The organism is Streptomyces sp. TRM49041, assembly GCF_008271805.1.
Classification (GTDB): domain Bacteria; phylum Actinomycetota; class Actinomycetes; order Streptomycetales; family Streptomycetaceae; genus Streptomyces.
This window is the reverse complement of sequence record NZ_VSRY01000148.1, coordinates 19,222-30,737: the sequence shown is the minus strand read 5'-3', so window position 1 is coordinate 30,737 and position 11,516 is coordinate 19,222. Positions and strand designations below refer to the sequence as shown.

Annotated in this window: 10 protein-coding genes and 1 pseudogene; 5 read left to right on the top strand and 6 right to left on the bottom strand. The window is 72.2% G+C overall.

What is annotated here, in order from left to right; genetic code table 11:
• The 3 genes and pseudogenes from FVS66_RS22705 to FVS66_RS22690 form a co-directional block, all read right to left on the bottom strand.
• Positions 1–1,721: pseudogene (locus tag FVS66_RS22705) on the bottom strand (ATP-binding protein); the annotation flags it as partial.
• A 116-nt stretch (positions 1,722–1,837) separates the two neighbouring features.
• On the bottom strand, positions 1,838–2,713 hold the full coding sequence (locus FVS66_RS22695) for a class I SAM-dependent methyltransferase (protein WP_149183048.1): 876 nt from the start codon (positions 2,711–2,713) through the stop codon (positions 1,838–1,840).
• Between the two features lie 269 nt (positions 2,714–2,982).
• Entirely contained in the window at positions 2,983–3,219 is a 237-nt protein-coding gene (locus FVS66_RS22690) for a hypothetical protein (RefSeq protein WP_149183047.1), read from the bottom strand.
• A gap of 178 nt (positions 3,220–3,397) precedes the next feature.
• Between FVS66_RS22690 and FVS66_RS22685 the strand changes: the two genes are divergently transcribed.
• Positions 3,398–4,117: a hypothetical protein gene (locus FVS66_RS22685; protein ID WP_149183046.1), complete on the top strand. Its 720-nt coding sequence runs from the start codon at positions 3,398–3,400 to the stop codon at positions 4,115–4,117.
• 21 nt (positions 4,118–4,138) lie between these two features.
• A complete protein-coding gene (locus FVS66_RS22680; RefSeq protein WP_149183045.1) occupies positions 4,139–5,014 on the top strand; it encodes a class I SAM-dependent methyltransferase in 876 nt (291 codons plus the stop codon).
• A 132-nt stretch (positions 5,015–5,146) separates the two neighbouring features.
• Here the strand turns inward: FVS66_RS22680 and FVS66_RS22675 are convergent, their stop codons facing one another.
• On the bottom strand, positions 5,147–6,145 hold the full coding sequence (locus FVS66_RS22675; protein WP_149183044.1) for an NAD(P)-dependent alcohol dehydrogenase: 999 nt from the start codon (positions 6,143–6,145) through the stop codon (positions 5,147–5,149).
• A 58-nt stretch (positions 6,146–6,203) separates the two neighbouring features.
• A complete protein-coding gene (locus FVS66_RS22670) occupies positions 6,204–8,396 on the bottom strand; it encodes an MMPL family transporter (RefSeq protein ID WP_149183043.1) in 2,193 nt (730 codons plus the stop codon).
• Positions 8,397–8,693: 297 nt separating this feature from the next.
• Between FVS66_RS22670 and FVS66_RS22665 the strand changes: the two genes are divergently transcribed.
• The 3 genes from FVS66_RS22665 (at position 8,694) to FVS66_RS22655 (ending at position 11,120) form a co-directional block, all read left to right on the top strand.
• Positions 8,694–9,923 (top strand): sensor histidine kinase, encoded by a 1,230-nt coding sequence (locus FVS66_RS22665; protein WP_149183042.1) that lies wholly within the window; start codon positions 8,694–8,696, stop codon positions 9,921–9,923.
• Positions 9,920–10,597, top strand: a complete 678-nt coding sequence (locus FVS66_RS22660) for a response regulator transcription factor (protein WP_149183041.1) — start codon at positions 9,920–9,922, stop codon at positions 10,595–10,597. Before FVS66_RS22665 ends, FVS66_RS22660 begins: the two co-directional genes overlap by 4 nt.
• A 163-nt stretch (positions 10,598–10,760) precedes the next feature.
• Positions 10,761–11,120 carry a VOC family protein gene (locus FVS66_RS22655; protein ID WP_187645652.1) on the top strand — a complete coding sequence of 120 codons (360 nt, stop codon included), beginning with the start codon at positions 10,761–10,763 and terminating at the stop codon, positions 11,118–11,120.
• A gap of 31 nt (positions 11,121–11,151) precedes the next feature.
• On the opposite strand, the gene FVS66_RS22650 is transcribed toward FVS66_RS22655, so the two are convergent.
• Positions 11,152–11,502 carry an antibiotic biosynthesis monooxygenase family protein gene (locus FVS66_RS22650; RefSeq protein ID WP_149183040.1) on the bottom strand — a complete coding sequence of 117 codons (351 nt, stop codon included), beginning with the start codon at positions 11,500–11,502 and terminating at the stop codon, positions 11,152–11,154.
• Positions 11,503–11,516: the final 14 nt, after the last annotated feature.

Here is an 11,516-nt window from a genome sequence, read left to right as displayed (position 1 = left end):
CGAGGCGGGGCGGCGCCGGCGCTGGGCGGGGCGGCGCAGGAGCCGGCCCGGGCGACATCGGCGTCGGCCGGGGCAGGCAGTACGGCACGGGCCGGCGGCCGAGCGCGGGCGTACTCGGCCGGTGGGGTCGGTATGTCGGCGAGGCGGTCGGTGAACAGGCGCGTCAGCGCGCGTGCCTCCAGGTAGGCGTCTGCCTCGCCGGGGCGGGTGCTCGCGATGGCGGCGTCCACGACGGCGGCCGCTTCCGACGGCCGGCCCAGGCCGGTCGCGAGGTTGAGGGCACGTGCCCGTAGCAGTAGCGCGCCGGTAACTGCGCCGACCCGGGTGAGCTGCCGGAAGTGGGCCTCAGCCTCGGTGGGCCGTCGCTGACCTGCCAGCGCCTCGCCGAGCATCAGGGCCAGGTCCGCGGCCTCGGCGGGCCCATGTCCGTCCCCAGGCCCGCCCCCAGGCCCGTACCAAGGTCCATGTCCATGTCCGTGTCCCCCTCCTCGCCCCGTCCGCCCCCGCGTCGCGAGGGCGGTGCGGCACAGGCGTTCGGCGAGGGCGAAGTCGTGGTCCGCGAGGGCACCGGCGGCCGCGGCACGCAGATGCGCGGGGTGCGGGAGCTCTCCGGCCGCGAGCCGCAGCGTGACGAGGCGCGCGGTGTCCCGGGGTCCGCAGGAGCCCGCCGCCTCCAGAGCGTCGGCGATGTCCAGCCGGAGCCGGCGGGCCGTCAGCTCGGGCAGACATGAGGACAGTAGGGCCTCGCACAGCGGATGGGCGATCCGCAGGGAAATTCGGAAGCCGGTGCGTTCGGTGACGACGACGCCCCGCCGGTTCAGCGACTCGGCGGCGTCCCCCCGGTCGGCGATGACCGGCAGGCCCGCCTCCAGCGGGCCGGCCAGAGCCAGCACGGCCACGAGTTCCCGCTCCCGCGGGTCGAGGTCGCCGAGGAGGAGTTCCACGAGGTCCGTCAGGCGGCTGTCGGGCTCGCCGGTCAGGCCCGGCCAGTGCCAGCCGCCCCGGACGGCGTGCAGGGTGCCGTCTGCGAGCGCCAGTTCGGTCACTTCCCGCAGGACGAGGGCGTTGCCGCGGGTGAGGTCCCAGAACCGCTCCGCGGTGTCGGCCGTGACGGGCCCGCCGAGCCGGGCGGAGAGGACATCGGCGACCTCCGACCGGTCGAAGGGCTCGACGTTCAGGCGGCGGACCGACGCGCCGATCAGCATCCTGCGGACGCCGTCGGACAGCGGGTCCCGGGAGGACGCGGCGGCCAGGAGGACGGCCTGCCCGCCGGTCACCAGTCGGTGGGCGGCGGCGAGCGCGGCGGGGTCGGCGGACGGCAGGTCGTCGGCCTCGATCACGAGGCCGGGCCGGCGTGCGCCCGTACCGCGGGCCGGAACGCCCGGTACGGCCGGATGGAGCCGGCCGGTGCGCTGGAGCCGGTCGGACCGGTCCGTCCGGTCCGTCCGGTCCGACCGGTCCGTCCGGTCCGTCCGGTCCAGCTGACCCGGCCGGTCGAGCTGACCCGGCCGGTCGAGCCGGTCGAGTTCGTCGAGCCGCAATACGCGCGCGCCGTGGCCCCGGGCCCGCTCCACGGCGGCTCGCAGGAGCGTGCTCTTGCCCACCCCCACATCACCGACGAGCAGGGCACCCGCCCCGGCGGCCATGGACCGCTCCAGGTCCGTGAGTACGGCCTCCCTGGCGGTGACGGGCCATTCTGTTCCGATGACTGTGGCTGCCACTTCTTTCCCCCATGCCGACCGCCCGGTGTGCGTCCGGAGCGGGCCCAGCGTGTTCCCCCGTACACGGAAAGGAGAATTCCCCCGAAGGGGAATTCCCTGGCTCTCGGTCGCGCGAATCAGCTCTCGGGCGTGTTCGCACGGATGTAGACGATCGGGACCGGAGTGGTGATGAAGCCGTTGCCGTCCTTCAGCCTGTCCAGCCGGCGTGTCACCTCCGCGACAAGCCTGGCGCGCTCCTGCTCCTCGATCCGCTCCCACATGCCGCGCATGCCGGTGGTGTAGGTGAACTCGACCCACTGCCGTCCGGATGTGACGACGACGGGCAGGTCCTCCTCCTGGACGGCGACGTCGGCGAAGCCGGCCTCGGTGAGGGTCTTCTCGATCAGCTCGGGCGTGGCCAGCCAGTTGGTGCCGGCGTCGGCGAACTGGGAGTCGTAGGCACCGTTCTGCTTCAGCGACCGGAGCATGTACGGCATGAGCAGCTCGTTGAGAATCTCCGGGAAGAGCGCCCACCTGCCCTGCAGGGTGGAGAAGAAGGACGGGGCGGCGGTGGCGAACCGGCCGCCGGGGCGGAGCAGCTCCCGGTAGGGGCGGACGTCGTCCGGGCCCTTGGTCCAGATGAAGAGCGAGCAGCTGCCGATCACCGCGTCGAACCGGGCAGCCGGGAAGTCCGGCCTCTGGCCGTTCATCACGGAGACGGTCACGTGGTCGAGACCGCGGTCCTGGACCGTCTCCGTGGCGTGCTTGACCATCTCCTCCGATATGTCGATACCGACGGCCTCGCCGTCCGCGCCGACGGCCTCCGCCGCAGGGAGGAGGGCGGCGCCGCGGCCGCAGCCGACGTCGAGGACGGACGCCCCGGAGGGCAGCCCGGCGAGTTCGACGAGCCGCCGGCCGATGGGACCGAAGAATTCCACACCGCTCTGGTCGTAGACCTTCGCCGTCCTGTCGAAGAGACGATGCATTTCTTCGGTTTTCTCGATGTTCCCCACGGGCAGCTCCCTGGCCAAGAAAGATTCGACTGCGGTGTGTGCACGCAATTGAGGCCATGTCAGCACGGCTTCCGGACACACGTCCAATAGCCAGGCGTTCTCCCGCCAGTAGCGTTCGTTATACGCCGGGCCGCCGGGGATCACACGCTCGGCGGACCCCGCGCGCCGGCGCGGCCACGCGCTGAACAGCCGGGCAGCCGCCTGATCCGCGTCGCGGCGGTCAGAGCCGACCGACCCGCGGATTCACCGGCGCGCGCCCAGGGTGCTCGCTACGGGGACCACTTGTACTTGCCGCCCCCGACCCACCGCACGACCGCCGGGTCGTCGAGATCGACACGCGCCACCCCCGCTTGGTGGGCCAGCTTGATCACGTCCAGCATGTCGTGGGCCGACCCGGCCACCTGACCCCGGACCTCCACCAGACGGTACGGAGGGTCGGCCGGTACGACGCCGAGGACGACGATCGGCGTGGCAGAGCGGTGGGCCGTGGGCTGGTCGTCGCTCATCGCTTCGGTTCTCCTTCGCTTGAGGGCGGGCAGACCGGGGCGGAGCCCGTGACGATGAGCCCTTCATACCCGATTTATCACCTCACATACGCATAACACCCATATATCCCGGTCGCCCGCAGGCGGCTCCGCGGTGGCGGGTCTAGCCTGGACACGAAGGACGGACGGAGGTGGCGTCATGGTGCACCGGCAGACCGACGACCGGGCCGCGGACCAGAGGCAGGGAACCGCGCGGGGCCCGGACACCGCCGGGCGGGCCACCGGGACGGAGCCGGAGCCGCAGCCGCTGCCCGCCTCCGCCGAACGGGACCTGTTCGCCGACCGGGCGCCACTCGGGCTCGTACGGCTCTTCGCCCCCGCCGTTCCGATCGTGCTGGACGGCGAGCCCGTCGAGGACGAGGAGCGTATGCACGCCGATTTCCCCGGCCCACTGCACCTGACCCGGCTCGGGCACGGCGACGACGCAGTGCTCGGTGCCTTCACCGACCGCGCGGCGATGCTCGCGGAGGCGCGACGGCAGTACGCGGGAGAGGAGTTGCCCCCGGAGCGGCTGGAACGGGCGAAGCGCTCCATGGAGCATGTGTGCACGACGAACCCGGGCTCCCTGCCGGAAGAGGTGTACTTCTACGAGGACGCCGGCGAGTCGGGAGACGTCAAACGCCTCCCCAAGGGCCGGGGCTACCCGAATCTGAGCCGGGTGAGCAGAGGCTTCCTCGGCACGCAGAACTGGAACGACGTGATCTCGTCGCTCAGCTGGTGCCGCTACGACGTCTCCCTGTTCGACGCCTTCGACTGGCAGGGCAACGAGTTCTTCGCGCCCAAGGGCTGCAACACCCCGGACCTGAACCGCTTCGGGTGGGGTGACCGCGCGGCGTCGATCGCCAACTGGGGCGGTTGACCGACGCGTTACGGTAGGTCCATGACTCGTGACGATGCGACCGGTGTCCTCGACGACGACGGCGTCACGCCCGCGGTGCGCGCGGTCTACGGGCCGCAAGACCTCAGTTCCGTACCGGCGTTCCTGGGCGGCTTCATCAACTTCGGTCACTGGGACGGCATCCCGCTCGACCGTCCCTTCACGGCGGAGGACCGCGTCCGCAGCGCGCGGAACCTCTACCGGCACGTCCTGAGCACGCTGACCGCTCCCGGAGGCGCGGGCGTCGGCGGCCGGCGGGGCCGCGCGGTGGAGGTCGGCTGCGGGCTGGGCCTCGGTTGCGCCCTGGCACTGGAGGAGTTCGCGTTCGATTCGGTGACGGGGATGGACATTCACCCCGACCAGCTGGAACGGGCCCGCGGCGCCAACGCGGCCCTGCTGTCCGCCGCCCCGGAGAGGTTCCGTTTCGCGCGCGGCGCCGCCGAGTCGATGCCGTTCACCGACGGGGAGTTCGACCGTCTGTACTCGGTCGAGGCCGCGCAGCACTTCCGTGACCTGGCCGCCTTCGCGCGGGAGAGCGCACGCGTGCTGCGCCCGGGGGGCCGTATGGCCGTCACGAGCTTCTTCGTGCCCGGCGACGCGAAGGGCGGCGTGGCGGACGCGCTGGCCGGGCGTCTGGACAGCTTCGCGTCCGGACTGGACGTGGCGCACCCCGTCGGGACGCTCGTCGACGCCCTGGCCGCCGCCGGCCTGACGGAGGTGCGCACCGAGTCGATCGGGGAGTCCGTCTGGCCGGGGTTCGACCGGTTCCTCGCCGCGATCGAGCTGCCCGTGACCTGGCCGCGCAACTTCCTGGGCGCCTACCGCGACGGGCTGCTCGACTACTACGTGATCACGGCCCGGCGCCCGGGCGGCGTATGACGCGGCCTCAGCGACAGCGGAACGGCGGGGACACCCGTGTGGCCCGCTTCGGTTCGGGGGCCTGGACGGTGATCACCCGTGTACCCCCGGGGCGTGCCCGGGTCGCATGACCGCCTGGGTGCCACACCTCCGTCAGCAGGTGATGACCACCTTCGCACGAGCGTGCTCCCCTTCGACGTAGCGGATGGCCTCGGGTACCTCGCCCAGTGGGTAGGTCCGGTCGATGACCGGGGTGACGGCCCCGGACTCGGCCAGTTCCCGCAGCGCGGTCAGGCTCTCCCGGCTCGGTGAGGTGGTGAGGACGCGCAGCCGCTGCCCGCGGACGAAGGGCGCCAGCAGTTGTCCCGCGAGGATGAGGCCCATCGGCCCGACGAGGCTGCCGCCGTCGGACACCCCTCCGCCCGAGAGGACGAGTGTGCCCGTCGGGCCGAGCACGCGTCGGCACTCGGTCAGCGTGCGGTTGCCCACCAGGTCGAAGACGACGTCGTAGCGCTGTCCGCCGCGGGTGAAGTCCTCCTCGGTGTAGTCGATGACGTGGTCGGCGCCGATCGAGCGGACCAGGCCGGTGTTGCGGGTGCTGCACACCCCGGTCACCTCCGCTCCGGATGCCCGCGCGATCTGTACGGCGAACGTTCCCACGCCGCCGGACGCACCGTTGATCAGGACTCTCTGTCCCGACGCCAGCCGTCCCAGGTCGCGCAGGCCCTTGAGGGCGGTCGTTCCCGCGAGCGGCAACGCGGCCGCCTCCTCGAACGTGAGGTTGGCCGGCTTGTGCTCCAGCAGGTCTTCCGCGGCGCACACATATGCGGCGAAGGCGCCGTCGTCGCCGCCGAGGTCACCGTAGACGTCGTCCCCGGCACGGAACCGGGTCACCTCCTTTCCCACCGCTTCCACTCGGCCGGCGAAGTCCCTGCCCCGGATCCGCTTCCTGGGTCCGCGGCGGCCGAAGACCGACGGGTTCATGAGGCGCGCCAGGTAGGGGTCGCCCCGCATCACGTGCCAGTCGTAGGCGTTGACCGCGGCGGCGTGCACGCGGACCAGTACCTGGTTGTCGGCCGGCACCGGCCGGGGGACGTCTTCGACGGCCAGGACGTCCGGTGAGCCGTACCGGTCCTGGACGATGGCCTTCATCGGGAACTCTCCGATCGGTGGATCCTCGGGTCGGGTCGCCGCGGGTCGGGGTGCGGCATCAGCCGCTCCTGGGTGTGGGTGCGAGCGCCGGCTCGCGCCGAGCGGGAAGGACCTCGGCGTCCTCGACGCCCATACGGGGCAGCCGGCGGTCGAGCGGGCGGGGCAGCCACCACGCAGCGCGCCCCATCAGTGCCATCGCCGCGGGCACGAGCACCATGCGGACGACCGTCGCGTCGAGCACGATCGCGGTCGCCAGGCCCAGGCCCATCATCTTGACGAGTGGCGACGGGTTGGCGACGAAACCGAGGAACACCACCGTCATGACCAGCGCGGCAGAGGTGATCACACGGCCCGTGGCCGCCATGCCCCGCGCCACCGACTCGGTGGGGTCGCCCGTGGCGTCGTACTCCTCGCGGACGCGCGAGAGCAGGAACACCTCGTAGTCCATGGACAGGCCGAACAGGACCGCGAAGAAGATCGTCGGCAGGGGCGAGGCTATCGGGAGCGTGCCCTCCAGGTTGAACAGTCCCCCGAGCCAGCCCCACTGGAAGACGGCGACCACCACGCCGTACGCACCGCCGATGGACAGCAGGTTCACCACGGCGGCCTTCAGCGGCAGCGCGACGGAGCGGAACACCAGCATCAGCAGCAGGAACGACGCCACCAGGATCGCCGCGATGAAGACCGGCAGGGTGTCGGCGAGCTGCTCGGTGAGGTCCTCGGTCATGGCGGTCAGGCCGGATACGGCGACGTTGTCGGGGACGAGGTCACGCACGCGCTCAAGGGTCCCGGAGGTCTCGGCGTCGGCGGGGGCGGTGGTGGGGAGGGTGGGCAGTACGACGGTGTCCCCGGCAGCGGAGGTCTGTGGCTCGCCGACCGTGGCGATGCCGGGATCGGCGGCGATGCGCTCGGCCAGCGCCGGGATGTCCTCGGCGTCGGCACCGGGTCGGGTCAGGTCGGCGACGATCAGCAGCGGGGCGTTGAAGCCGGGGCCGAAGCCCTCGGCGAGCAGGTCGTAGGCGCGGCGGTGGGTCGTACGCGTGGAGTCGTCACCGGCGTCGGGGAAGCCGGTCTCCATGCGCAGCGCGGGGGCGGCCAGGACGAGCAGGACCGAGGACGCGGCGAGCAGGTAGCGCCAGGGCCGGCCGGACACCCGGTGGGCGAATCGCCACCATGCCGTGTCCTCGGGCTTCTTCGCGGGGCGCCGTTCACGGCCCAGGAGCCGTCCCTTGCGGTCGCCTTCACGGACGCCCTTGTGGACTCGGTCGCCCAGCAGCGACAGCAGGGCCGGGAGCAGCGTGAGGGCGGTCGCCACGGCGAAGAGCACCACCAGGGCGGTACTCAGGCCGATCGACGTCAGGAAGCCCAGGCCGGTCAGTGCGAGCGCGGCCATCGCCACGACGACGGTGCCGCCGGCGAACAGGACGGCCGCGCCCGAGGTTCCCATGGCGTTCGACAGTGCGGTGGTGTTGTCCTGGCCGGCGGTGCGGTTCTCGCGGTGCCGGGCCACGATGAACAGGGCGTAGTCGATGCCGATGCCCAGGCCGATCATCGCGCCGATCGTAGGGGCGGCGGTGGAGACGTCCATCGTGTTGGCCAGCAGGGTGATGCTGCCCAGGCCCGCGGCCACGGCCACCAGGGCCAGCGCGACCGGCACCAGTGCGGCCACGATCGTGCCGAACGCGACCACCAGGATGACCAGTGCGGCCAGCAGGCCCGCCGTCTCCGCGCCGGATGTCTCTGTCTCGGCGTTGATGAAGACGGCGTCACCGCCCAGCTCGGCGACGACGCCGTTCCCGCGTGCGGGAGCGATGGCGTCGGTCAGGGCCTCGATCTCCCCGGGGTCCACGTCCATCGCGGGCACGTCGAACGTGATCCGCGCGAAGCCGATACGCCCGTCGGCGGAGAGCGCGCCGGCGGTGAAAGGGCCGACCGCCGTGGCGACGTGCTCCACGTCGGCGATCCGGGCGACCGCGGCGTCGACGGCGGGCCGGTGGCGCTCCAGTCGCTCCCCTTCCGGCGCGGCGAAGACCGCCATGGCGCTGCCACCGGAGGCTTCCGGGAAGCGCTCTTCGAGCAGCTCCATCACCTCCTCGCTCTGACTGCCGGGAGCCACCAGGTCGTCGACGAACGAGCCGCCGACCGTGCCGGCCAGGGGCAGCACCAGGAGCAGGGCGACCGCCCAGGCGGCGATCGTGGCCCAGGGCCGGCGGGCGCTCGCGCCGCCGATACGGCGCGTGAAACGGTTCATGACTGTGTGGGCTCCTGTGAGAGTGCGGGCGTCCGCCACCGGTCCGCGGAACGCCGGAGGCAGGAGTCGTGAGCGGTTCCCATCGTGGGCTCCGGCGGCAGCGCTGTCCCCGGCCACCGGGCGGGTTCGGGGCTCCCGCGCGGGACGGGGAGACCGCGGCGGCGCCTCCCCCTGGCGGGGGAGACCTGGTTCCGCTCAGAGACGGGTGCCCGCGCCTGCGAACCGGACTTACGATGGCCTGCCCGGTGTGCCCCGACGACCGACGCCGGGCGCCGGAAGCCTTTCGACGGAGCGTTGATGAACCGCACGGGCCTGTCCTCACAGACGCCGGCCGACGGCGTGCCCGGCAGGTTCCGCGGGCCCTTCGCCCGCTGGCCGCGGGGCGCAGACGCCGTCCTCGCGACCGCCATGTTCCTGATCACGCTGTTCGTCGAGGAAGCACCCGGCGACGCGCTCGCCCTCCGCACGGTCACCGAGGTCCCCGTCCCGGTGCTGCTGCTGTTCGCCGTGGCCGGCGGGGCGCTCTACTGGCGTCGCCGCCGACCGCTCGTGGTCCTGCCCGTGGTACTCGTCGCCTGGAGTCCGACGCTGGGGAGCGACTACTCCACCGCGGGTGGGTGTGTGATCGTGGCGCTGTACGGCGTCGGGCGGTACGCCGCGGACACCCGGCGGAGCCACCTCGGCACGGCGGCGGCCGTCGCCATGGCCGTCGCCGCGGTCGTGACCGACGGTCTGCTGCGGTCGACCCCCTGGGGGGACATCGGCTTCGGCGCCGCGGTCATGGTCGTGGCCTGGTACATCGGCCGGCGTCTGCGGCTGCGGGCCCAGCGCGCCGCCCGGCTGCGCCGGGAGCAGGCCGCCGAGGCACGTCGGATCGTCGCCGAGGAGCGCACCCACATCGCCCGCGAACTGCACGACGTGGTCGCCCACCAGGTGAGCATGATGACGGTGCAGGCGGGCGCTGCCCGGATGGTGGCGGCCGACGATCCCCAGGAGGCCCTCGAAGCGATGGCGGCGGTGGAGGAGGCCGGGCGCCAGGCCCTGGACGAGCTGCGTCATCTGCTGGGCGTGCTGCGTCCGGACGCCGACCGCGAGGGACTCGGCCCTCAGCCCCGGCTCGCCGATCTCGGCCGGCTGGTCGAGCAGGTCCGCGAGGCCGGTCTGGACGTCACGGTCGCCGGCGGTCTCCAGGCCTCTCTCCCGGCCCACGTGGAGCTCTCGGTGTACCGCATCGTCCAGGAGGCCCTGACCAACGTGCTCAAGCACAGCGGACCGCGGACACGTACCGAGGTACACGTCCGCCGCGAACCCTGTGGCAGAGGCATCACCGTCGAGGTGCTCGACAACGGTCGCGGAGCCGCCCTCCGGCCCGTGTCGGGCTCGTCCCGGCCCGGTGCGGCGGGCCATGGGATCGTCGGCATGCGGGAGCGGGCACTCCTGCTGGGCGGAAGCCTCGATGCGGGGCCGCTGCCCGACGGCGGTTTCCGAGTGGTCGCCCGGCTGCCCGTCGGAGCGGAGACCGCATGAGCATCCGCGTCGTCGTGGCCGACGATCAGGCGCTGGTTCGCAGAGGCTTCGCCATGATCCTGCGGGTCTCCCCCGACATCGAGGTGGTGGCCGAGGCGGGGACGGGGCTCGAGGCGATCGAGGCGGCACATCTGCACCGTCCGGACGTGGTCCTCATGGACATCCGCATGCCCGGGATGGACGGCCTGGAGGCGACGTCCAGGATCCTGGGGGAGGCCGACTGGGACGTACGGGTGCTGATCCTGACCACGTTCGACCCGGACGAGTACGTCTACGACGCCCTGCGCGCCGGTGCCAGCGCCTTCATCCTCAAGGACATTCCTCCCGAGCAACTAGCCGGCGCCGTACGTACGGTGGCCGAAGGCGGGGCACTGCTCGCGCCGTCGATCACCCAGCGCCTCATCGGCCGGTTCGCGGAGGGCCGCACCGTCAATCCGGCCGTCGCCGGCCGCCTGGAGCGGCTCACCGAGCGGGAGCGCGAGATGGTGGTCGCCGTCGCTCGCGGGGCCAGTAACTCGGAGATCGCCGCGCGGTTCTTCATCGGGCCCGCCACCGTCAAGTCGCATGTGTCGAGCATTCTCACCAAGCTCGGTCTGCGCGACCGCACACAGGTCGTGATCTTCGCGTACGAGAGTGGGCTGGTGCGGGCCGGCGACCACGACGTCGGTCACTGAGACGGCTGTCCCGCGGCCGTCCCGCCTCACGCACCGATGCCGCACCTGAGCCGGTCGGAAAACCGGTACCTCGTGGACAGCGGGGCGACTACGCTCCCGGCCGAGGGCCGGCGGCACAAGGTCGACCAGCGTCCCCCGGACATGGAAGGTGAGGTACTGGACGATGGCGAGTGCCGTACTGCGCGGAGTGACACTGGATTGTGCCGACCCGAAGGCGCTGGCGGGCTTCTACGCGGAGTTGACGGGCATGCGGGTGTCCTTCAGTACCGAGGAGTTCGTCGCTCTGGACGGTGCCCCGCACTGTGATCTGGGCTTCCAGCGGGTGGACGGGTACCGCGCCCCGCAGTGGCCGGGGCAGGACGTACCTCAGCAGTTCCATCTGGACTTCCGTGTCGAGGACGTCGACGAGACCGAGCGGCTGGCGCTGAGTCTCGGCGCGGTGCGGCCGGACCGACAGCCCGGCGGCGACCGGTGGCGGGTCCTCCTGGACCCGGCGGGACACCCTTTCTGCCTCTCCGCGTGACCCCGACCGTGGCGGGCCCGTCCAGCCGGGGCTAACTCGCCGCCGTGTTCATGACGTGGAAGACCGCCGTCGACCGGTCGTCGTGCAGGCAGGCGTTCATCGGCTTGAGCAGAGCCGTGTGATCGGGGTCGGCGCGCCACCGTCTGATGGACTCGAGGCTTTCCCACTCGCTGGTCAGCAACCACTGGCCGGAGTCGTCGGTCGAGCGGCAGAGTTGCTCCCCCAGATGCCCGGGGAACCGCTTGGCGCGTTCGAGCACGCCACGGTATGCCGTGACGAAATCCCCCTCCATTCCTTCGCGTACGCGAAGGTAGCGGATCACTCGCACACGTGCCGGTACCGGGGAGCCGGCTCCAGCCCCCTCGCCGCCATCCGGTTCCATGTCATCCACTCCGG

Bases quoted from the DNA above. Each gene is read 5' to 3' on its own strand.
- FVS66_RS22690 (WP_149183047.1), bottom strand. From the start codon at position 3,219: ATGAGCGACGACCAGCCCACGGCCCACCGCTCTGCCACGCCGATCGTC.
- FVS66_RS22685 (WP_149183046.1), top strand. From the start codon at position 3,398: ATGGTGCACCGGCAGACCGACGACCGGGCCGCGGACCAGAGGCAGGGA.
- FVS66_RS22680 (WP_149183045.1), top strand. From the start codon at position 4,139: ATGACTCGTGACGATGCGACCGGTGTCCTCGACGACGACGGCGTCACG.
- FVS66_RS22675 (WP_149183044.1), bottom strand. From the start codon at position 6,145: ATGAAGGCCATCGTCCAGGACCGGTACGGCTCACCGGACGTCCTGGCC.
- FVS66_RS22670 (WP_149183043.1), bottom strand. From the start codon at position 8,396: ATGAACCGTTTCACGCGCCGTATCGGCGGCGCGAGCGCCCGCCGGCCC.
- FVS66_RS22665 (WP_149183042.1), top strand. From the start codon at position 8,694: ATGAACCGCACGGGCCTGTCCTCACAGACGCCGGCCGACGGCGTGCCC.
- FVS66_RS22660 (WP_149183041.1), top strand. From the start codon at position 9,920: ATGAGCATCCGCGTCGTCGTGGCCGACGATCAGGCGCTGGTTCGCAGA.
- FVS66_RS22655 (WP_187645652.1), top strand. From the start codon at position 10,761: ATGGCGAGTGCCGTACTGCGCGGAGTGACACTGGATTGTGCCGACCCG.
- FVS66_RS22650 (WP_149183040.1), bottom strand. From the start codon at position 11,502: ATGGAACCGGATGGCGGCGAGGGGGCTGGAGCCGGCTCCCCGGTACCG.